Annotated in this window: 18 protein-coding genes; 12 read left to right on the top strand and 6 right to left on the bottom strand. The window is 58.2% G+C overall.

All coding sequences use genetic code 11. The features are described from left to right. Positions 1-19: 19 nt before the first annotated feature. The 3 genes from ACVWZG_RS09710 to ACVWZG_RS09700 all read left to right on the top strand — a co-directional run bounded on the left by ACVWZG_RS09710 (position 20) and on the right by ACVWZG_RS09700 (position 5,914). On the top strand, positions 20-343 hold the full coding sequence (locus ACVWZG_RS09710; RefSeq protein WP_457406763.1) for a (2Fe-2S)-binding protein: 324 nt from the start codon (positions 20-22) through the stop codon (positions 341-343). A gap of 136 nt (positions 344-479) precedes the next feature. After that, the gene (locus ACVWZG_RS09705; protein ID WP_457406761.1) at positions 480-1,634 is read left to right on the top strand and encodes an RNA-guided endonuclease InsQ/TnpB family protein; all 1,155 of its coding nucleotides are present in this window, start codon (positions 480-482) and stop codon (positions 1,632-1,634) included. Positions 1,635-1,783: 149 nt separating this feature from the next. After that, entirely contained in the window at positions 1,784-5,914 is a 4,131-nt protein-coding gene (locus ACVWZG_RS09700) for a hypothetical protein (RefSeq protein ID WP_457415356.1), read from the top strand. 27 nt (positions 5,915-5,941) lie between these two features. Here the strand turns inward: ACVWZG_RS09700 and ACVWZG_RS09695 are convergent, their stop codons facing one another. From ACVWZG_RS09695 to ffh, 3 genes are read right to left on the bottom strand one after another with little or no spacing between them, the layout of a single operon-like run. Further along, positions 5,942-7,003, bottom strand: a complete 1,062-nt coding sequence (locus tag ACVWZG_RS09695; RefSeq protein ID WP_457406756.1) for a histidinol-phosphate transaminase — start codon at positions 7,001-7,003, stop codon at positions 5,942-5,944. A gap of 48 nt (positions 7,004-7,051) precedes the next feature. Further along, complete coding sequence (locus ACVWZG_RS09690) at positions 7,052-7,510, bottom strand: tRNA (cytidine(34)-2'-O)-methyltransferase (RefSeq protein WP_414342486.1); 459 nt, start codon at positions 7,508-7,510, stop codon at positions 7,052-7,054. Positions 7,511-7,519: 9 nt separating this feature from the next. Beyond that, on the bottom strand, positions 7,520-8,983 hold the full coding sequence (gene ffh, locus ACVWZG_RS09685) for a signal recognition particle protein (RefSeq protein WP_011431929.1): 1,464 nt from the start codon (positions 8,981-8,983) through the stop codon (positions 7,520-7,522). A gap of 166 nt (positions 8,984-9,149) precedes the next feature. Between ffh and ACVWZG_RS09680 the strand changes: the two genes are divergently transcribed. The 7 genes from ACVWZG_RS09680 to darG all read left to right on the top strand — a co-directional run bounded on the left by ACVWZG_RS09680 (position 9,150) and on the right by darG (position 17,398). After that, positions 9,150-10,598, top strand: coding sequence for a carotenoid oxygenase family protein (locus tag ACVWZG_RS09680; protein WP_457406754.1), 1,449 nt, complete (start codon positions 9,150-9,152; stop codon positions 10,596-10,598). A 467-nt stretch (positions 10,599-11,065) separates the two neighbouring features. Further along, the gene (locus ACVWZG_RS09675; RefSeq protein ID WP_457406752.1) at positions 11,066-12,028 is read left to right on the top strand and encodes a hypothetical protein; all 963 of its coding nucleotides are present in this window, start codon (positions 11,066-11,068) and stop codon (positions 12,026-12,028) included. Between the two features lie 82 nt (positions 12,029-12,110). Next, positions 12,111-12,401: a DUF7219 family protein gene (locus ACVWZG_RS09670; RefSeq protein WP_457406749.1), complete on the top strand. Its 291-nt coding sequence runs from the start codon at positions 12,111-12,113 to the stop codon at positions 12,399-12,401. 67 nt (positions 12,402-12,468) lie between these two features. Next, the gene (locus tag ACVWZG_RS09665) at positions 12,469-14,196 is read left to right on the top strand and encodes an ABC transporter permease (protein WP_457406746.1); all 1,728 of its coding nucleotides are present in this window, start codon (positions 12,469-12,471) and stop codon (positions 14,194-14,196) included. A gap of 22 nt (positions 14,197-14,218) precedes the next feature. Beyond that, complete coding sequence (locus ACVWZG_RS09660; protein ID WP_457406743.1) at positions 14,219-15,592, top strand: ABC transporter ATP-binding protein; 1,374 nt, start codon at positions 14,219-14,221, stop codon at positions 15,590-15,592. 51 nt (positions 15,593-15,643) lie between these two features. Next, positions 15,644-16,291: a type II toxin-antitoxin system toxin DNA ADP-ribosyl transferase DarT gene (gene darT / locus ACVWZG_RS09655; RefSeq protein WP_457406741.1), complete on the top strand. Its 648-nt coding sequence runs from the start codon at positions 15,644-15,646 to the stop codon at positions 16,289-16,291. A gap of 12 nt (positions 16,292-16,303) precedes the next feature. Then, a complete protein-coding gene (gene darG, locus ACVWZG_RS09650) occupies positions 16,304-17,398 on the top strand; it encodes a type II toxin-antitoxin system antitoxin DNA ADP-ribosyl glycohydrolase DarG (protein ID WP_457406738.1) in 1,095 nt (364 codons plus the stop codon). 63 nt (positions 17,399-17,461) lie between these two features. Here the strand turns inward: darG and ndk are convergent, their stop codons facing one another. The 3 genes from ndk to ACVWZG_RS09635 all read right to left on the bottom strand — a co-directional run bounded on the left by ndk (position 17,462) and on the right by ACVWZG_RS09635 (position 19,232). Further along, entirely contained in the window at positions 17,462-17,911 is a 450-nt protein-coding gene (ndk, locus tag ACVWZG_RS09645; protein WP_011431937.1) for a nucleoside-diphosphate kinase, read from the bottom strand. An 87-nt stretch (positions 17,912-17,998) separates the two neighbouring features. Then, the gene (locus ACVWZG_RS09640) at positions 17,999-18,670 is read right to left on the bottom strand and encodes a HupE/UreJ family protein (protein ID WP_011431938.1); all 672 of its coding nucleotides are present in this window, start codon (positions 18,668-18,670) and stop codon (positions 17,999-18,001) included. 49 nt (positions 18,671-18,719) lie between these two features. Then, positions 18,720-19,232, bottom strand: coding sequence for a hypothetical protein (locus ACVWZG_RS09635; protein ID WP_011431939.1), 513 nt, complete (start codon positions 19,230-19,232; stop codon positions 18,720-18,722). Positions 19,233-19,293: 61 nt separating this feature from the next. Between ACVWZG_RS09635 and ACVWZG_RS09630 the strand changes: the two genes are divergently transcribed. Then, on the top strand, positions 19,294-19,647 hold the full coding sequence (locus ACVWZG_RS09630) for an MGMT family protein (protein WP_414329999.1): 354 nt from the start codon (positions 19,294-19,296) through the stop codon (positions 19,645-19,647). Between the two features lie 212 nt (positions 19,648-19,859). Next, entirely contained in the window at positions 19,860-21,812 is a 1,953-nt protein-coding gene (locus tag ACVWZG_RS09625) for a bifunctional metallophosphatase/5'-nucleotidase (RefSeq protein ID WP_457406736.1), read from the top strand. Positions 21,813-22,149 lie beyond the last annotated feature (337 nt).

The following is a 22,149-nucleotide window of genomic DNA, read 5'->3' as shown; positions in this document are numbered from 1 at the left end:
GTGAAAAAAGAAGACCGTTATGGATCCCACTCCCATCCCCATCCGATTTCAAGTGAACGGCCAACCCTATGGGCAGGTGGTTCCGCCGGGGATCACTCTGCTGAGCTTGTTGCGGGAGCTGGGCTGGGTGGGGGTACGCCGTGCCTGCGACTCGGGGGATTGCGGGGCTTGCACGGTGCTGTTGGAGGGGGATCCCGTCCACAGTTGCCTGTACCCGGCGGCGCGCTTGCAGGGCCAAGCCATCACCACCATCGAGGGGTTGGCCAGAGGCGGGGAATGGGATCCGATCGCGTCAGCGGGACGGAGTCCTTTGTCGCTACGCGACGCTAACGCGAACGCGTAAGCGGGACGGAGTCCTTGCATTTCACCAAATTTTCGGGCTGGAGGCCCGCACCATAGCCGCAGGCTTGGTGTCGGGAGGAAAGCCCTCCTCTATATAGGTTTGCCGGCCAAAAGTCTGGATGAACTACAATAAGCCCATGAGCCAGACTATCTCTGTACGTTGCAAGCTGATAGTCCCACAAGAGTTGCGTCAAGAGATTGACCGCACTTTGCAGGGCTTTGCGAATGCTTGCAACCAGATTCTCGACACCGCCAAACAAAAGAACTGCTGGAACACCGCCAAGCTGCACCACTTGGTCTATCGGCCGGTAAGGGCAGCAACGGGGCTGAAAGCCAACCACGTCTGTCAGGCGCTCCGTCGGGTGATTAGCAATGCCAAGGCGGTGAAGCAAGTCCACAAGTTCCGCCCCACCAGTCTGACTTTGGACGCTCGTACTTTTAAGTACCGAGAGTCCGACCAAGCTGTGGGCGTGACCCTGATGGGCGGACGGGTTTGGCTCAAGCTCAAGATTGGCGGTTATCAAATCGCTTTGCTGCGGGGGCAAACGCCCACCAGCGCAACCCTGTCCAAGACCAGGCAAGGGGACTACTACATCAACATTGCTGTTGAGCTGGATACTCCCCCGACTGGCAAAACTCCAAAGGTAATCGGAGTTGACTTGGGCAGGCGGGATATCGCCACCGCTAGCAATGGACGCTCTTGGAGTGGAGAACACATCCAGGCCGTCCGTGACCGGTTCAGCCGTGTACGCGCCAAGGTTCAATCCAAACGCACTCGCAGCTCTAGGAGGCTGCTGAGAAGGCTCTCTGGGAGAGAACGGCGCTACCAGACATGGCTGAACCATAACATCAGCAAAACCTTGGTCAGGGATGCCCAGGCTATTGGTGCGGCACTGGCTTTTGAAGACTTGACAGGCATCAGAGATTGTCTGAATCAGAAGTCTCGGAGTAAGGCTGAGCGGCGCAGGACTAACAACTGGGCGTTCTACCAGCTCAGGATGTTTGTAGCCTACAAGGCTGCCATTGCTGGAGTGCCTGTGGTGCTGGTGCCGCCTGCCTACACCAGCCAAACCTGCCACCGGTGCCTGCACATCCACCCTGAGCGGGGTAAGTCCTACCGAAGCGGCAAGTCGTTCAAGTGTGGACATTGTGGCTGGGAAGGGGACGCCGACCATAATGCTGCTCGGGTGATCTCTCTTCTTGGGGCGACTGTAAACTCGCCTGAAATTCCGAAACTTAGCTGTCCTCTGGGCCAGCTAGGGATTGGGATAAAGCCCGCACCCTGCGCATAGCGCGGGTGTCGGGTAGTTTACAAAAGCTTGAATCGAGATGTTTTGTGAGTTTGCAAATGGCTACATAGGTAGTTGTGGGCTACGTGGGGATTATGAAAAAAATTAAGACTTTTGGCACAGCGGCAATTTTCGCCAGTAGCCCGGCTAGGATGGCTTCCAAGTATACCCGGCGGGATCCCATGTATGTATATTGCCCGGAGGAATTTCTGGGAAGCAAAACCCAGTGCAACCTAGAAGCATTGATAGAACGGCTGGAAGAGGGGGGTTGCACCCTTTTGAGCCAGTTGTTTGACGTTCGTTACCCTTACTGGAAGCGTAATCTCCGCAACAACATTCGCTTGGTGGGGGAGCTGCGCTATGTAGGCGAGGTACCCGTTCTGGTTTTGTTTGGCCTCTGGCCGAGAGGCAGTCACGAATACCGGGAGTTCTTAGACCGACGGCGAGATCCGGATTATCAAGAACGGGTGCGGAGCTGGGTGCCCGATGACCGTTTGCAGGCGTGGCTGGCGCAGCGGCACGAACCAGGGGATCCGCCAAACTATCTCCCCCCTCTGCCCGACGAGCTGTATGAATGGACACAGTTCTTGAATGCTCCCAATCCGCAGGAGCGGCTGGTGTTGGAAAGTGGGGAATGGGTTCGGCAAGTACGGGCCCTTTCTCCAGAGCAGCGGCGCCAGGCTTACCAAGCAGTATCCCGCTTGGTAATTGAAGGCAGGCTCTACCAGCAGCTCCCGCCGTTTTATCTGGAGGCAGAGGTCAAATGCTGGCAGGAGGAATCCCTGTATCTGGCTGTCAGCTTGGTGCAAGTCTGGGAGCAGCCGGGGAGATTGTTTCCATTTCTCATTGGAGTTTACGACCACGCCCCAGAGCAAAAGGAACGGTTTGAGCTGGGATGCCAAACCTGCCTCTTTGGGATGAAAGCCAAGCAGCCAGACATTCTCCAGCACCCGCAACCTTTGGAGGTGTGGAAGCGGTACGCCCGTCGCGCCTACCCCGACTACATGGTGGCGGATGAGACCACTTGGTTGGAAATGCAGGAGATCACAGAGGGAAATTTGGCTTTGTCCATGGAGGAAGAAGAAATCCTGCAGAGCACATCCATGCCCCTACTGATCAACGGAAGGGCCGGGAGTGGCAAATCTCTGATGTTGTACTACCGCTTTGCCGACTATTGCAGCCACTACCTCAAAACTTCAAAACAGAGACCTCTTGAGTACCGCCCTCTCTTTTTGACCTACAGCCCAAGCTTGGTGCAGCAAGCCCGCGACAGGGTAAGTTCAATTTTGTGCATCAGCCACCGCTATCGGGAGAAGGGGTGCAGCTTCTCCACGGAGGAAATTCAGCAATGTCAAACTTTTTTTAGCACTTTTCAGGATTACCTGCTGAACTGCCTTCCTGCCGAGCGGCAAGAACGCTACCAACCGGATCGGTATGTCAATTTTTATCGATTTCAGAGCTGGTATTGTGGTCGCCGCGATGTAGAGCTGGCTTGGCACACCATTCGCACACTGATCAAAGGCTATGAGGTCAGTGACTATTTGGATCCCGATAGCTACCGAGAATTGCCTGAGGCCGACCGCAGTGTGGATGAAGAAGCCTTCGAGCGGATTTACGAAGAGATTTGGCCGGGTTACCGGGATCGAACCACCCATGAGGGCTACTGGGATGACCAAGATTTGGCCAGAGATGTGCTGCAGAATGGCACTCTTAATCCTATTCATCCAGTCATTTTTTGCGATGAGGTTCAGGACTTTACCCAACTTGAGCTGAATATCATTTTTTGCTTATCTCCTTGGGGAAAATACAAGTTGGATTGGGCTATTGATCGCCTGCCCTATGCCTTTGCCGGGGATCCCTTGCAAACCATTAACCCAACGGGATTTCGTTGGGCTGCTCTGAAAAAATATCTCTACGAGCATATCCGCGCCTACTTGTTGCCGAGCCATCCCTTTGAGATTGCAGGCCCGCAGGAGCTGAGAAACAACTATCGCAGCAATCCACAAGTTACTCGTTTTAGCAATGTAGTCAACCTGTGGCGGCGAGTTCTCAGCAAGAGTCGAGAAATCTATCCCCAACAGCCCTGGCGTCCCCATGAGCAGGGCATGCCGGTTCAAAGGTTTGTGCTGGATGGTCAGGAAAGAAACTTAATCGAAGATGAGCTTAGAAAAATGCTTAGTGATCTCACAGGAACAGTCTGTATCTTACCCTGTCCTGTGGGAGAGGAGCTGAACTACGTGCGTCAGGATCCCGAACTCCAGAAGATCTTTGCCGAGGAATTGAAGCAGAATCTTAAACCACCGCTCCTGCAAACTGCTACGTCTGTTAAGGGAATGGAGTTCAAAAAAGTTATCCTCTACAAGTTTGGAAACGCCTATCGACAAAACTTTAACCGGCAGCTTAATTATTACGCCCGAGGAGCTGGGGAGGCGATATCCCTGCAACTCCATTATTTTCTCAACCAATTGTATGTCGGCATTACCCGCCCCATCGAGGCCCTGGCCATTGTGGACACCTCTGCCGGTTGGCGGGAGTTCTGGGATCCAAGCTTAGAATCCAACTCTTGGCTCGATCATCCTTCTCTGCAACCGGATCGGTCGGAATGGGAGACCGACCCACCGGTATTGGGTTACCCTGTCAAAGGCATCAATATCCAGTACTGGACCAATACAAGCTTGGAAGATCTGCAGGAGGCAGCTCTTGAACTTCTCAGGCGCGGCATCGAGGAGGGCAACCCTAAACTTCTGGAGGATGTTCAAACTCTGGCGCGGAAGGCAGGCAACCCACCTCTAGAACAGGAATGTCAGGCCTGGATCCTCAAGCTCCAGAAGAACTACGTTTCCGCAGGGCAAAAGTTCCTGAGCCTGGAGCAGTCTGCTTTGCCCAACAAAAATCTTAAACGAGAAGCCTGGGAGTGCTTTTGGAGAGGGAAGGCCTGGTTGGAGCTGCAGCGTAACGCCGCCTACTTTGCTGGATGTCCTGGGATCCCAGACTACAGCCCCTTGGTGGACTTGATGGTGGCGACCCAAAGAACCTCTGTCAAGTCTATGGAGCGCTTCCGACAGGTGGTGCGGGTGCGAGATTGGCTGAGCGTTGAAGTCAGCCCCAAAGATAGGGACTTCGTCCCGCTTACACGAACGGATTCCACCTGGAAAGAGTGTGTACAGCAATTTTTGGCAGAGCTTGAGCAAGTTCTCAACAACTTGGGAACTTTCTGCCCCCAGGAAGAGGCCCGCAGCTGGTTTTTGCAAGAGACCCTTGAGGCTTTGAAGGGACGTCTGGCCTTTCTCGGCCAGCGGCAGCCGTTCGCGAATCAGTACTACAAGATTTGGGGTATCTGTCACTTCTATCGGCAGGAATTTGAGCGGGCGGTAGAGGTTTGGGATCAGGGGGGCCAAACGGAGCATTCCCCCTACTACCGGGCCAAGATCCACCTGGAACCCCTTCCCGGCAAGGTGAGGTGGCTATCCAAAGACCGCCAAGACTCGGTGGTGCTGGACCGATGGCAAGAGGCAGGACGTCCCCTCACAGGCGAGTGGGCAGAGTACATCGGCGACGTCGTCACCAGTCTGGAGCGCTTGAAAGACTGGCCGCTGATGCTGCGAGTTCTGATCCAGTGCCGAGAGTGGGAGAGGCTCTGGAAAACGGTGCAGGCCCATCCTCAGGCGTGGCAGCGGGGACATGACTACGAGCTGGTGGCTGCCATGGCCCGGGATATCCGGACCAACTGGGAAGAGCTGAGGCGACAATTGCCCGGCCTGCGAGATTTCCTGCAGGAAGTGGTTACCAGCACACAGATGGAGCGGGCCTGGTGGCTACAGCCCCTGGAGGTGGGCTTGGCTTGTGAGCGATTGGGCCACTACCGAGATACGCTCAGGTTTTACGAGCGCTTTACCGAAAGCAGAACCGGCAGACTGACCTGGCAGCAACGCTCTCAAATTCGGCAGCGCTGGCTGGTGACCCACCAAAGGTATCAAGAGGTTCTCCAAGCGGAGGGGCGCCCAACAGATCGTTTGGCGGAGGAGTTTCGACAGGCTCAAGAGCGCTGGGGGGAGCAGCTGCCCCAGGCAGAACCTGAGCTGGACGAACGGGATCCCTGGGCGCTTGACTTTGTGGAGCACCCCAGCCCGATCCAAAGTTGGCTGCTGCAGCAGGCCCAAACCGACACCCAGAGCCGACTCAGAGCGGAAATCGCCCAGGCGCTGGAGGATCTGGACGAACGACACTTGCAGCAGGTGCACAGCTTGATCCAGCGCTTTTCGCGCGCCGACCCATCCACCTAGGCTGGCTCCGAACGCAGGCCGGGAGGCCTATTGCAGGATTTGGCGCAGGCGCTCCAAGGCCCGTCGGTTCTCTTCAGGGGTGCCCACCGTCAGACGCAGCCCCCCACCCGTGTAGCGCACACCAGTCCCCAGCTCCTGCCAGGCCCGCTGCAGCTTTTGGGGATCCCAGCCGGCCACCCGGAAGTAGAGGAAGTTGGCTTGGCTGGGCCACACCCGCACCCCTGGCAGCTCCTGCAGAGCTTGATAAAGGGCTTCCCGCTCCTGACAAATTAGCGTCACGTCGGCCAAAAGCTCCTCGGCATGCTCCAAAGCCATCTGAACCGCCCACTGAGAAAGGGCCGTGAGGTTGTAGGGCAGGCGGATCCCATCCAACACTTGCACAAGCTGCGGATGACCTACGGCATAACCCACCCGATAGGCCGCCAGACGAAAAGCTTTGGAGAAGGTGCGCAAGATTACCCAGTTGGGATGCTCCGCCAATTTGGGCAGGGCTGTGTGCCGGCTGAACTCAAAATAGGCCTCATCCAAAATCACCAGAATCTCTTCGGGCAGCCCTTCCACCCACTCCCACTCTGCAGCCGTCAGGCCATTCCCCGTCGGCGAGTTGGGATCCACCAGGCACACCACCCGAATCGGATGCTCCCTCAAAGCCTGTTGACATCGCTCTAGATCCAGAGCAAACGTCTCGGGATCGCGGGGAACCCGCACCACTGGGATCCCCAGGCTCTGGGCCAGGATGGCGTACATGGAGAAGGTGGGCTCTGCCACCAAAATGCCGCCCCGCCCGCCCAGACAGGTGGCAATCAGCAGGGAGCGGATCAGCTCATCCGACCCATTGCCCAGGCTGATCTGCTCTGGCTCCGCTCCGGCATAGGCGGCGATGGCCTGCTTCAGGCCCCGGTGGTGGGCATCGGGATAGCGGTTGCTGGGGATCCCTTTCTCCCAGAGGAGGGAGAGCTTCTGCTTGAAGCCCACCGGCCAATCGAGGGGGAACTCATTGGCATCCAGCTTGTCGGCAGCCGGGGCAGGCACGGCGTCGTAGGGCTTGAGGTGAAGCAAATCGGGGCGCAGATACTGCAAGGCACACATCTTCCTGACGGGGCGAAACACCTATCATAACAGGGTCAACCCGACCCCCTATTCTTTGGTCAGGGATCCCTGCTGACGTAGCGCCTCAAAAAGGGCAATCGCTACGGCATTGCTGAGGTTCAGGCTGCGCACCGGCCCCCGCAGTGGGATGCGCACGCTGGGATAGGTTTCCAAAAACATGGGATCCAACCCCCGGCTTTCGCTACCGAACACCAACCAGTCTCCCGGCTGATAGGTTACTTCCGTATAAAGGGCTTTGCCGCGCACGCTAAAACACCAGAACCGGGCCTCAGGGTGGGCCTGCACCAGAGCAGACCAAGAGGGGTAGCGATACAGTTGGACGTGCTGCCAGTAGTCCAGCCCCGCCCGCTTTAGGTAGCGATCCGAAAGGCGAAACCCCAGAGGATCCACCAGATGGAGAGGGGTATCGGTGGCTGCACAGGTGCGGGCGATATTCCCCGTGTTGGCCGGGATCTCTGGGGCAACCAAAACAACGTGGAAGGGCATAGTCCTATCCTACTTGCCCCCAAATCCGCGGTTGCCGCCCCCTTTTTTACCCCCACCTTTGCCCGGCTTGCGGCTGGGCTGTTGCCGAGAGGGAGAGGCCGTTGAACGTCCGCGCCAACTGGGATCCCCGCCGGGAAGAGAGGTACGCCCACCCCCCCAACCCATACCGGGAAAACCGCCACCCATGCCCATGTTGCGCATCATGTCGCGCATGCGTTGAAAGTCACTGACCAGTCGGCTGACATCCTCCAGCTTGTGGCCAGATCCGCGGGCCACCCGTCGTTTGCGGCTGACGCTGCGGGCCAACAGATCCGGGTTGCGCCGCTCTTCGGGGGTCATGGAGTTGATCATGGCTTCGGCGCGGGCCAGTTGGTCTTGTCCCTTTTGCAGTTGTTCCTCGCTGATTTTGCCCATCCCTGGCATCAGTCTCAGCAGCCCTGCCAAGGATCCCATGCGTTTAATTAGGCGCATCTGCTTGAGGAAATCGGTGAAATCAAACTGGGCAGTCATCATCTTCTCCGCCATGCTGGCGGCATCTCCCAGGTCGATTTCCTCTTGAGCTTTTTCCACCAGGCTGAGGATATCCCCCATCCCCAGAATGCGGGAGGCCATGCGATCTGGGTAAAAGGGATCCAGCGCTTCCACTTTTTCGCCGACGCCGATGAACTTGATGGGCTGACCGGATACTTGGCGAATGGAAAGGGCGGCCCCACCGCGGGTGTCCCCATCCAGCTTGGTGAGAATGGCCCCAGTGATGCCCAAGCGCTCGTGGAAGGCTCGGGTAAGGCTGGCTGCCTCTTGGCCGATCATGGCATCCACCACCAGCAGGATCTCGTGGGGCTGCACCGCCGCCTTGATCCGCTCCAGCTCCGCCATCATCTCCAGGTCAATCTGCAAACGACCGGCAGTGTCCAAAATCACGTAGTCGTAGCCCTGCTGCCGGGCCGTCTCCACCCCCTGCCGGGCAATCTCGACGGGATCTGCTTTGCCCAGGTCGAAAACGGGGATCTGAATTTGCTGGCCCAGCGTCTTGAGCTGGTCGATGGCCGCCGGACGGTAGATGTCTCCGGCCACCATGAGAGACTTCTTGCCCTGCTTGCGCAAATACAGAGCCAACTTGGCGCAGGTGGTGGTTTTCCCGGATCCCTGCAAACCGGCCATGAGGACAATGGTGGGAGGCTGCTCCGCTTGGGCAATGGGCACGTTGGCTTCCCCCATCACTTTCACCAGCTCGTCGTGGACGATCTTGATGAACTGCTGATCCGGCGTCACCCCCAGGATGACCTCGGATCCCAGGGCAGCTTCCCGCACATCCTCGATGAACTGCTTCACCACCTGCAAGTTGACATCCGCATCCAGCAGGGCTCGCCGCACCTCCCGCAGAGCTTCTTGAATGTTGGTTTCGGTGATCTTGTCCTGGCCGCGCAGCTTTCTCCAGGCCAATTCCAACTTCTCGGAGAGGGCATCAAACATGGGTGCTGTCTATCCTGTCAGGCGCTTTGGGGGCATTTCCTACCATAGTCGAATCGGGGCGACTCCATCTTGGGGATCCCAACCAAGGTGGCTATCCCGGCCCAGAAAAACTGGCGACTTCACAAAAGTTTAAGCAACAATAGAGGGCGTTGCATGCAGATCTTCCATGGTCAGCGTCGCTTCCCTTCCCTACAGCACCACCGACTGGCAATTGGGCTATCGCTCCCTATCCCAGGAGTACGACTATTGGATTACGGAGATCGAAGGACGGATCCCGGCAGGGTTGCGGGGAACCCTGTTTCGCAACGGCCCGGGCAAGCTGGAGGCGGGATCCCAGCGCTACGGACACCCGTTCGATGGCGACGGCATGGTCTGCGCCATCACCTTTGTGGGGGGGAAAGTTCATTTTCGCAACCGGTTTGTGCGCACCCGCGAGTTTGAAGCAGAGGAAAAAGCCGGTCGGGTGCTTTACCGAGGGGTGTTTGGCACCCAAAAGCCGGGCGGCTGGTGGAGCAACTTTCTCGACTTGCGGTTTAAAAATCCCGCCAACACCAATGTCATCTACCAGGGAGACAAGCTGCTGGCCCTGTGGGAGGCCAGTGCCCCTTACCGGCTGAACCCGGCCACCTTGGCCACCGAGGGGATCGAAACGTTTGCAGGAGGGATCTCGGCCAGCCAGCCTTTCACTGCCCATCCCCGGCGGGATCCCCACACGGGAGATCTCATCGCCTTTGGGGTGCGGGCTGCCCAGAACTCCACGTTGCTGTTTTATCGTCTGGACTCGCGCGGGCGCTTGGTGGAAAAGCGGGATTACCGCCTGCCCGGTTTTGCCTTCCTGCACGATTTTGTCTGGACACCCCGCTACCGCATCTTTTTCCAAAATCCCTTGGCTTTCAACCCCCTGCCGTTTGTGTTGGGCTGGCAACCGGCGGGCACCTGTTTGACCTTGAAACCGGGGGAGCCGACCCGCATCTGGCTCTTTCCCCAGGGCGACGAGCCGCTGCAACTGGAAACGGAGCCGGGGTTTGTTTTCCATTTTGTCAACGGCTACGAAGTCGGGGATCGGGTTGTGGTGGATGCCGTCCTCTATGAGAACTACCCTGCCCTGGAGCCGGATGCCGATTACCTGCAGATTGACTTTGCCCAGATTCCGGCGGGCAAGCTGTGGCGGTTCTATCTGGATCCCAAGGGGGGCAGCGTGAAGCGGGAACTGCTGCTGGATCGCTCGGTGGAGTTTCCGGCCATCCACCCGGCTCGAATGGGGGGATCCCACCGCTACATCTACATCGGGGCCACCCATGCTCCTGGCCCCAATGCTCCTCTGCAAGCCATCCTCAAGCTGGATACCGCCACAGGCCGCACACAGCAGTACAGCTTTGCCCCCCGCGGCTTTGTGGGAGAACCGGTGTTCATCCCCGATCCAGAAGGTCAGGGCGAAGAGGCAGGGTGGATCGTGACGGTGGTTTTTGATGCGGCCAGCCAGCGCTCTCAAGTGGTGATCCTAGAAGCAGCCGATCTGACAGCCGGCCCCGTCGCGCGTATCCCATTACGGCACCACATTCCCTATGGCCTACACGGCAGTTTTACTCCCCAGGTGTGGGTAACGCCTGCCTAAGCGATGAGCTTCAAGATGGCTGAATGGATCCCCTTGGCTGAGGGAATGCAATCCAGCCCTTAGAGAGCCCTGGGGATCGGCCAGTTGGATCCCGGCTGTGCAAAAACACCTCTATTGGCTCCAGTCAGCGTTGCTGGAAAAAACTACAGATACTCAAGATCAATATCAATGGCCCTGTCTGGGGAATAGACATCCTGCAGCCTGAGAACCATTCCCTTGGAACAGTTGCTAGTATTGGCTACACGTCGGCTACAGTGTTGACAACTGCTGGCTCCCCAGTTCCCGACGAGGGCACCTGCTGGGAGTTTGTCAATGGAAGCAGGATGGAAAGACGCTGTTGGGCGTTGTTAGGCTAGTGAATGGTGTGTTGAGCAGGTCTTGGGTCAAGAGCAAAGTTATGGCCTGTTTTTGCAACGGTAAATGCCTGCCGCCGAGCATTCTGAATTGACAGCAACGGAACCGTCACAATGTCCTCCGATCTGAGACCTCCCTTTCGACCGGTACGGCCCCCCAGACCCAGCTCAACGGGTGAGGCCAAGGGATCCCTGTCGTCGGCAAAAGCTCAGGATCCTGGTGCTGCTCGCGACAGCGGGACGGAGTCCTTGCAGCCCGTTGTCAGCACCACCGCTACCTTGGGGGAAAAGAAAGCGGCAGAAAGAGAGCGAGTCTGTCTGGAACCCATCCCGCCGCCTGGGGAGAAGATGCAATACCGAGCCATCGGCCTCATCGAAGGGCAATACATCCCCTCCCCAGAGCACTTTACCCGCGGGATTTTGCGCACCTCGGATGGCTTGGATCTCAATGCCGTATTGCTGGGCCGGGTGATGAGCCTGGTACGGAAGCACCTGAAGCCGGAACGCAACTACCTGTGGGTGGTTTATCCTCGCACCCGCGACAAAACCGAAGATCTGCACGTGCAGTTGCTGGGGGTGTGGGCCCCAGAAGAGATGGGGCAGGCTCTTCCCGAGGGATCCCGTCCAACAGTGGTGCCGGATTGGTTTTCCATCCGGGGCGAGGTCGTTTTTCAATCGCAGGAGAAAGGGTTCATCATTGTCAAGATCCGTCAATCGGGCAAAAAAGCTTCTGCCAACTCCCCCGCTCAGCGAGTCCAGAAGGATGGAACTGCAGCCTCCAAGCCCCAAGCCTTTAAATTGCGCCTGATCGGATCCCTGCCGGGCAAAGGGGTAGGCAATTTCTGGGATCTGCAGGTGCGCCGCCGTGGATCCCTGCTCTATGTGGAGGCGGGCACCCCCATCGGCCCAGTACTCAAAACGCCGCCGCGCCCACGCCTGAAGCGTTCCCCCCCCCAACCCAAAGCCAGGAAGAGTTCCACCCCCTCGACACGTGGGGAAGCGTCTATTCAAGAGCCGTTTTATCCTCTGCGAGATCCCACAAAAGTACCCAAGCCGGTTAAGAGAAAACGCCCATAAACTAGAGTGATTGAGCCTGCTTCGATGGAGCTTTTCATGTTGACCTTCTTGTTGTGAACGACTCTTTTACCCTGGTTGTGCCGTGGCAGAATCAACTCCTCCCAACAAACCTCCCAACAAAGATGAATTCATTTCGCCTCGCTATCCCTACTGGGGCGAAGTGAGGCCGCAGAACCTAGTTTTTGATGCCAACCTGCAGGAATTTAGCAATAAAGTGTCCTTGATTTGTAGCTTGGAAACCGGGGGCAAAATTACCCCGGAAGAAGCCTACCGGCAAATCAAAGAGCTGTGGAAACAACTCAAGCAGACCAAAAAAGCCATCTTGGACGATCCCCAGTGGAAGGAGTCTCCCCCCGACTTGCCGGAAGAGTAGCCGGCTGGATCCTGGCTAACCGCAAACGGTGTACACTGGGCGCGGATGCCGGGCTTGGTCAGGGAACATGAGGACTTTTCCTTCTCCGGAGGCGCTGCGTCGGCTGCCAGCGGGGGCTGCCGATGGGGCCATCATTCTGGGCACGTTGGTTCTCCTGGCCTTGGTGGCGCAGGTGGGGGTAGGGGCTTTTGAGCGGTTTCAGCCCCCGGCGGTGGTGCCCCGGATCGACTTGGATCCGCGCAACCTGCCCTACTATGCGGCCCGCTCCACCTTGCGCATGTTCATTGCCTTGGCCTTTTCCACCCTTTTTACCTTGATCTATGGCTACATTGCTGCCAAAAGTCGCTGGGCCGAGCGCATTTTGATCCCTCTGTTGGATGTCTTGCAATCGGTGCCGGTGTTGGGATTTCTCTCCATTACGGTTACCGGTTTCATTGCTCTGTTTCCTGGCAGCTTGCTGGGGCTGGAGGCGGCTTCTATCTTTGCCATCTTCACCAGCCAAGTCTGGAACATGACCTTTTCCTTCTACCAATCCCTGCGCACGCTGCCTCAAGAGTTGGTGGAAGCGGCTACCTTGTATCGCCTGTCGGGGTGGCAGCGCTTTACCCAGTTGGAAGTGCCGGCGGCAATGGTGGGCCTCATCTGGAACGCCATGATGAGCTTTGGCGGAGGGTGGTTCTTTGTGGCAGCCAGCGAAGCCATCAGCGTGCTCAACCAGGAATACACGCTGCCGGGCCTGGGATCCTATGTGGAAGCGGCCGTCCAGGCGGAGGATCTGCCCAAGCTGGGCTGGGCGCTCCTGACCATGGCCGGGGTGATCCTGCTGGTGGATCAGCTCTTCTGGCGACCTTTGGTGGCTTGGTCGGATAAGTTTCGCCTGGAACAGAGCAGCGGGGCTGCTGCCCCCGAATCCTGGCTGTACGATCTGCTGACCACGGCGCGGATCCCGCGGCTGATCGGCAGTTGGCTTTCCCCCTTGGCAGAGTTGGTGGATCGGCTGTTGTCCCACTTAACTCGCCCCCGTTGGGTGGATCCCCTCAGTCCTGAGGTCGAGCGACGCCGCGAGCGGCTGCTGACTCAGCTTTCCTGGATAGCTATTGGCGGCATTGGGATTTGGATTGTTTATTTTGTGGCTACCACTGTGGGCTTTGGAGAGGTGATGCTGACCTTCGGGCTAGGGATCCTCACCCTGCTGCGGGTTAGCGTGTTGCTGGTGTTCGCCACGGTGATCTGGACTCCCATTGGGGTGGCCATTGGCTTTAATCCAAAACTGGCGAAACTGCTGCAGCCGGTGGTGCAATTCCTGGCAGCTTTCCCGGCCAATTTCCTTTTTCCCTTTGCCACGTTGTTTTTTATCCGCGCCCAGATCAGCATTGAGTGGGGCAGCATTTTGCTCATGTCGTTGGGGGCACAGTGGTACATCCTTTTCAACTCCATTGCCGGCGCCCAGAGCATCCCCACGGACTTGCGAGAAATGGCTGTGGATGTGGGCTTACGAGGATGGCAGCGCTGGCGAAAGCTGATCATTCCAGGGATCTTTTCCGCCTGGGTCACCGGGGGAGTCACGGCCAGCGGCGGCGCTTGGAACGCCAGCATTGTCTCGGAGATTGTGGCCTGGGGATCCACCACCCTGACGGCTACGGGGTTGGGCACCTACATTGCTGAGGCAACGGCGGTGGGAGACTGGCCCCGCATTACCTTGGGCATTGGCATGATGAGCTTGTTTGTGGTGGGCCTTAACCGTCTGTTCTGGCGACGGCTGTATCAGTTGGCGGAAGAAAAGTATCACCTTTAGTCTTTTCAATTTCTGAGGCAATATGAGCTCTGCAGCTTCCCCCGTTTTGATCGAGGTCGAGAAAGTCTACAAGCGCTTTCCTTTGCCAGAGGGCAAGGGGGAGTTTACCGTTTTAAGCCAGATTGACCTGCAGGTGCGGGCTGGGGAAGTCTTGGCTCTGCTGGGCCGTAGCGGCAGCGGCAAAAGCACCCTTCTGCGCATCATGGCGGGCCTGATCCCCCCCAGTCAAGGGCGGGTGCTGAGCAACGGCCAGCCTCTACGTGGGCCTAACCCCGATGTGGCGATGGTGTTTCAGAGCTTTGCTCTCCTACCCTGGCTGACCGTGCAAGAAAATGTGGAGCTGGGGCTGCAAGCCCGAGGGATCCCCCGCGAGATCCGCCGGCAAAAGGCCCTGAAGGCCATTGACTTGGTGGGCTTGGATGGGTTTGAGAACGCTTACCCCAAGGAGCTTTCGGGGGGGATGAAGCAGCGGGTGGGCTTTGCCCGCGCCTTTGTCCTAGAGCCCAAGGTGCTGTTTATGGATGAGCCTTTTAGCGCTTTGGACGTGCTGACGGCGGAAAACCTGCGGGGGGAAATTGATGAGCTGTGGAATGCGCAAGCCTTCCCTTCCCAAAGCATCCTCATCGTTACCCACAACATCGAAGAGGCGGTGTTTTTAGCGGATCGGGTGGTGATTCTGGGATCCAACCCAGGGCGGATCCGGGGGGAGGTGAGAATTGACCTGCCGCGGCCCCACGAGCGCACGGATCCCCGCTTTAAGTCCTTGGTGGACTACATCTACGAGATCATGACCAACCCCGAAATTGCTGTTACCGGAGAGGTGGCTCTGCCTGCGCTGGCTGGTGATAAGGCCACTTCCCCCTATGCCTTGCCTCTGCCCCATGCGCGGGTGGGCGGGATCAGCGGTCTGCTGGAGTTGATCGTGGAGTGGCCGCAAGGGCGGGCGGAGATTGCCGATTTGGCCGAGCGGCTGCAACTGGCCGTGGACGATCTGCTGCCGATTTTGGATGCGGCGGTGCTGTTGGGCTTTGCCGAGGTGGCCAGCGGGGTGGTGCAACTGACCGAAATTGGCCAGGACTTTGCCAACACCACCATCCTGCGCAGCAAGGATCTCTTCCGACAACAGCTATTGGCACGGGTGCCCGTGTTCCGCAGCATCTTGCAGACCCTGGAAGAAAAAGGCAGCCGCTCCATGCGGGCGGATTTCTTTTTGGATCTCTGGGATGAACATTTCCCCCACGCTGAAGCCGAACGGCAGTTTGCCACCGCCATTGACTGGGGACGCTATGCGGAGCTATTTGAGTATGACGCCTCGGAAGAACGGCTCTACCTGCCGGAGCCAAGCGAGAGCTCCACTCCTCGAGAGCCTGTTGGTCTTGACTCTCGTTCCGAGTGAGGCTCATCTTGCTCTGCCTTTCTCAAAGTTGCATCGTAAGGCAGAGGTATTATGCCAATTCCAGGAAGTCCCAAAATCTACCACATTACTCATGTGTGCAACTTGCAAGGGATTGTAACCACTGGTGGGCTACTCTCTGACGCGGCAATACTTCAACAAGGGGGGCCGACGCAAGCCATTGGCATGTCCAAAATCAAGCGACGTCGAATCGAGGAGCTGGAAGTTTCATGCCACCCCGGCACAAAAGTCGGCGACTATGTTCCTCTTTATTTTTGCCCCCGCTCGATCATGCTTTATGTCATCCACTGCGCAAACCATCCCGAATTGACCTATCGCAGTGGCCAGACTCGGATCGTGCATCTCGAGGCAGATCTGCATCGGGTCATCGCTTGGGCTGATCACAATCAAGTTCGGTGGGCTTTCTCCCTCTCCAACGCGGGTGCACGCTACGCCGAGTTCCGCTCACAACCCGACTGTCTTGGCGAGCTGGACTGGAATGCCATCGCTGCCAGGGATTTCCGCGACCCAGATATCAAAGAGCGCAAACAAGCAGAATTTCTTGTCCACCGCTATTTCCCCCTTGATCTCGTTGAAAGGATCGGGGTGTGCCAGGCCAGCGTAAAAGACAGAGTCAACCGAGCATTGACGGGGAGTAAGTATAACCCTGCAGTTGAAGTCCATGTCGATTGGTATTTTTAGCGGAGGGAGGCCATGGCCCTTGAGTACTGTATCGGAGATATCTTGGAAGCGGATGCGGAGGCGCTGGTCAATTCCGTTAACTGCGTTGGCGCCATGGGCCGTGGCATTGCCCTGCAGTTTAAGAAGGCCTGGCCTGAGAACTTCAAGGCCTACGCGGCAGCTTGCCGACGGGGGGAAGTTCAGCCCGGTAAACTATTGGTTTTCGAGACGGGAAAGCTGACTAATCCTCGCTATATCATCAATTTTCCCACCAAGCGCCACTGGCGGGGGAAGTCGAGGATCGAGGATATAGAAGCTGGGCTGAAGTCCCTTGCCGAGGAGATCAGGCATCTTGGTCTGCGCTCAGTCGCTTTGCCACCCCTAGGCTGCGGCCTCGGGGGTCTTCATTGGCCCGATGTGCGCTCCCGCATCGAGCAGGCGCTAGCAGAACTTCCCGACGTCCACATCCTTGTCTTTGAGCCCACCGGGCCTCAGCCTTTACCGAAGAGCATGCGCCGCGGCCAGATCCCTTCCTTGACGCCGGGAAGAGCGGTGCTGGTGGGCCTTATGGAGCGCTATGTAAACGGTCTACTTGTTCCGTTTGTCTCTTTGCTTGAGCTGCACAAGCTGATGTACTTCCTGCAGGAAGCCGGGGAGCCGCTTCGCCTGCGATTTACAAAGGGCGTTCATGGACCCTACGCCGAGAACTTGCGGCATGTTCTCAAAGAAATCGAGGGATATTACATCTCTGGGTACGGCTCGGGCGGTGATCGACCAGACAAGAAGCTGGAACTGGTGCCCGGTGCTGTCGAGGAAGCCCATAGATATCTCGCTGGACAGCCAGAGACGAGAGAACGCTTTGAGCGTGTCAGCGACCTCGTGGAGGGCTTTGAGTCGCCCTATGGTCTAGAATTGCTGGCTACTGTCCACTGGATCGTGACTCGTGGGCACCCTTCTACGACGGCAGAGTTGGTGGAAAGCTTCTACGCCTGGGGAGATAGAAAACAACAATTCAGTAGCAAACAGATCCTGCTTGCCGCTCGAGTTTTGGCAGAGAAGGGGTGGTTCAAGGCACTTCCAACAGAGCCGCTTGCGGCCAGCCGAAGCCAGTTCGAAACACGGCCCTAGCGCTCTGCACTACTTCCGGTCTGGAACCTGCGAACACGACTACCCCTTGCCTACAGCAAGTACCTACTCATAAATCCAGCTTTGGGCAACCGGTGTCCAGCTCACCAATTCCGACTCATCGAACCAAAGGGCGATCTCCCGCTGCGCGGTTTCAACTCCATCGGAGCCGTGAATGAGGTTGCGGCCAATGTCGATGCCAAAATCGCCGCGAATGGTGCCCGGTTCTGCCTCCAGGGGGTTGGTCTTGCCGATGAGCTTACGGGCGGCAGCAATCACCCCTTTGCCCTGCCAGACCATAGCCACCACCGGCCCCGAGGTAATGAACTTCACCAAACTGTGGAAGAAGGGGCGCTCCTTGTGTTCGGCGTAATGGGCTTCCGCCAGCTCTTGGCTCACTTGCACCAGCTTCAGGCCCACCAATTGGTAGCCCCGGCTCTCCAGGCGCTGGATGATGGTGCCCACCAGCCCCCGCTGCACGCCGTCTGGCTTGATGGCAATAAAGGTGCGCTCCATGGGATCTCCCCTCGTTTTACAGATCTTCACCGCTATCCTTGTACCGGATCGGGGATCCCGAGCGCAAGGGAGCAAAATTAGCGCTTTTTACGCGCCCACCACTGCCAAGGTCAGGAAGGCAGCCCCCACCACTGTAATCGCCCAGCCGGCCCAGCGAGTTAAGCCAGGGATCCGCAACCCCCAGCGTTCTGCTGCCCAAAGGGCCAGGAGAGCTACCCCATACTGGACGGTGCTCAACCCCAGTAGATATCCCACCCAAGGCATGGGTTGGGCGCCGATAATGGTTTCGGCGTAGGCATAGCCATGGAATAGCCCCGCCAGGGATCCCCCTATTAGCAAGAGCCAACTTGGGATCTGCCGCGGTTGCACCAGCAGCAAGCCGAAGAGAACCACGGAAGAGGCAATGGCCAGCTCCGTCAGTCCCAGGGGATCCCAGCCGGCCAGGTGGATCCCAGTGCCCACCAAACCTGCCAACACAAAGCCCAAAGGGATCCCATAGCGCCAGGGCTGCCCCGCCGCCACAAGACCGATGGCCACGACGAAGGCCAGGTGATCCAAGCCAATGACAGGGTGAGCCAGCCCGGAGAGAAATCCCTCCCAGGCCGTTGCAGGCAGTTTCCCTCCCAGGGCGTGGTGGGCAAAAGCCGGCGAAAAAAACCCCGTAACTGCCAGTGCACCCCCAGCAGCGGCAAAGCTGGGGATCCCTTCCTTCCGCCACCGCCCAAGCGGCGATGGGACTTGCTGCCACAGCCAAGACATGCTTTTGGACCTCCCTGAGTTCTCTCAATAGCTGCCCAGATCTCCCAGTCTAGGGGCGCTCTCTGTACCCTTGCAGATTTTCCGGCTCAAACTGGCGCAAAATCCGCGTGGCTTCGCGGAGGCGGGTTTCGTTCTCTTCTTCCACAATGAGCACGTACTTGCCCGCAGCGAGGCGGTTGCGGTAAGCCAAAGCATCGCCGGAGCCACCAGACAAGCCCACTCCGCCGCCGACGAAAAAGCTGCCCATGGCCCCGCCCATCGCGCCCAATAGGCCGCCGATCAGGTGGTTGCCTATAGGTCCCGCCCAGGCAAAGGTATCCAAACCACTCAAAACGCTGAACCCCACCCCGGCCAAAAAGCCAAAGGGCACCAACCAAATGGCCAGGCGCCGCATCTGACGGCGGGCCGCTTGGGCCGGGTCAATCAGCCCAAACTCGTCGGCACTCTTGTAGCCCCGCCCCAGCAGATGCAATCGCTCCAGGGAAAAGCCGGCTTGTTCCAGGGCGCTGTAGGCCGCCTCGGCGGCTATGCGATCCGGCAGTACCGCGATTAAATAGCTCATGGACCCGGGGATCCAATCCGTTCCACATCTTATTGTCTGCCAAGTTTGAGCGAGGATCCCTGTGACCCAGTCTGGCTCCACTAGCGCTCCATCTACTAGCCTCTACCAGCGCTTTTACGAAGTGGTGCGGCGGATCCCGCCGGGCCGAGTGGCCACCTATGGGCAGGTGGCGCGGGTTGCCGGTTACCCCGGCTATGCTCGCCAGGTGGGCTATGCTTTGTTTCGCCTGCAAGGCCAAAACACCGACATCCCTTGGCACCGGGTGATCAACGCCCAGGGCTGCATTTCCTACTCCCCTTTTCGCCTGGGCTACGACGACCTGCAGAAAGCGCTGCTGCAAGCCGAAGGGATCCACTTCGACGCCGAGGGCCAGGTGGACTTGCAACAATTTGGCTGGGATCCAGGGGAAGTTTAACCTAGGCTTGACCTAACCTTAAACAGGTCATAGCGAAACCCCAATCCCAGCCTTGGTAACGTGAACGCGGATGCGTCCTCTCTTGTGGATGGAGTGAAGGAATTGTCATGAAACCAGCTTGCCGTGCTCGAGGGTCTGCCCCTGCCAAGAGATGGCTCCCGGATTGGCTGAACCCTCTGGCCAGGTCCCTGTGGGTCGGGTTGTGGTGTTTGGTGCTGAGCCTGGCCAGCGCCTGCGGTAGCAGCAGCTCGGTTCCCCCAACCGGCGGAGGGGCTGGGTTTATCGCCTCGGATCCCAATGTGGCTCTCTCGACTCAGCCGCCCGCTTTTACCCTGCAAATCCTACATGCCAGCGACTTGGAAGCCTCGATCGCTGCCGTACAAGATGCGCCGCGCTTCTCGGCGGTGGTGAATGCTCTGCGCCCCCAATTCCCAAATACGGTGGTGCTCTCCAGTGGGGACAACTATATCCCCAGCCCCTTCTACAACGCCAGCACGGATCGGTCTCTGCAAGGCCGTTACAACCTCACCCCTGGCAAAGCCGATATCGAGATCATCAACGCCATTGGCTTTGAGGCGGCTGCCTTCGGCAACCACGAGTTCGACCAAGGCACGCGCCAAATTCGCGACCTCATCCGGCCCGACACGGGCCGCGGCTACGCTGGGGCTCGTTTTCCCTATCTGAGCGCCAACCTCAGCTTCAGCGGCACCGGGGAATTGGCCAGCGCTGACTTTGCCGCCGATGGCCAAGAGGCCAGCTCTATCCGCGGCAAGATCGCCAAGACGGCGGTGATCACGGTAGGAGGGCAGCGGATCGGTCTGGTGGGAGCCACCACCACCCGTTTGGCGGCCATCTCTAGCCCCGGCCCCGAGGTGAGGGTAGAAGGCAGGGTGGACGATACTGACCAGGTGAGTGCCGCTCTAATCCAGGGCTTCGTCGATCAACTCACCGCTCAGGGCATCAACAAAATTATCCTCCTAGCCCATCTGCAACAGTTGCAAAACGAGGTAGCCCTGGCCAGCCAATTGCGAAATGTGGACATCATCATTGCCGGCGGATCCCACCAGGTGATCGCCAAGCCCACCGATCGCCTGCGCACTGATTTGCCCGATACCCGCAGGGGTGACTACCCCATCTTGCGCTCCTCCGCCAGTGGTCAACCGGTGGCGGTGGTCAACACCGGCTCCAACTATCGCTACGTGGGCCGCCTGGTGGTCAGCTTTGACGCCAACGGGGTTATTGCCCGCATTGACCCGGTGAGCGGTGCCTATGCCACCGACGACCAAGGGGTAGCAGCTGTCAGGGGCACCCCCAATCCTGACGTGGTTCGGGTGGCCAATGAGATCGGCAACATCATCCGCACCAAGGATGGCCGCACCTTTGGCTCCACCACTCAATTTCTCAACGGCCTGCGGGCAGAGGTGCGCACCGAGGAAACCAACCTGGGCAACCTCACTGCCGATGCCAACTTGGCCTACGCCAGAACGGTCGATCCTTCTACGGTTATCTCCCTGAAAAATGGCGGTGGCATTCGCGCTCCCATTGGGGCTACCACCGGCGGCGGCGGCGGTGAGCCGGTGCGGCGCATCCCACCGGTGGCTAACCCTGAAGCCGGCAAGCAGTCCGGTCAAATCTCTCAGCTGGACATCGAAACGGCCCTTGCTTTTAACAACGGCCTCTCTCTGTTGACCGTCACCGCTGAGGAACTGAAGCAGATAGTGGAACACGGGGTGGCGCAAACCCAGCCGGGAGCTACGCCGGGCCGTTTCCCGCAAATTGGCGGCTTTGCCTTTAGCTTTGATCCCTCGCGGCCACCGGGATCCCGCGTCCTCTCCTTGCGGGTGGATACGCCCACAGGTCGGGATGTGGTGGTGCGCAACGGCCAAGTGCAAGGGGATCCCAGACGCACCTTCCGCCTGGTGACCCTGGACTTCTTGGCCAACGGTGGGGATGACTATCCCTTCCCTCGCCTGTCCAACCCCAACCGGGTGAACTTGGCCCCCAGTTCCGGCATCACCTTCGATACCCCCGGCAGCGAACAAGATGCCTTGGCTCGGTATTTGCGGCAGATCGGCGTGTTCACCCAAGCAGACACCCCGCCTGCCCAGGATACCCGCATCCAGAATCTGTCGGCCCGCCCCGATACGGTGCTGCAAGGGCTGTAGATTGGGTTAATGGACTGAGGCGGATGGATCCGGAGGAGTAGGGATTCCGATGCCAGACTCACTTCTTGCAAAAGGGGAGAGTGGCTTGGGTTAATTCCCTCAGCAGCGCCATAGAAAATGTCTTGAGCTTTTTAGGAAAGACTACAGGAAGGGATCCCTGGCCAGTGTCAAGGATCCCTTTTCTTTTTCCTACTCCTATCCCTGCTGGTGTTACTTGGCAACGTTTACCGGGGTGCCCAGGCGGGCCGTGAACCTTGCGGGCATTGCCCACAATAGGTGGATTTGTATACGAATCGAATTGCAGATTGAAGGAGGAATCATTACCATCAAGGGTGAC

This window comes from Thermostichus sp. OS-CIW-33, assembly GCF_054059615.1.
This window is presented reverse-complemented; position numbering and strand designations above follow the sequence as displayed.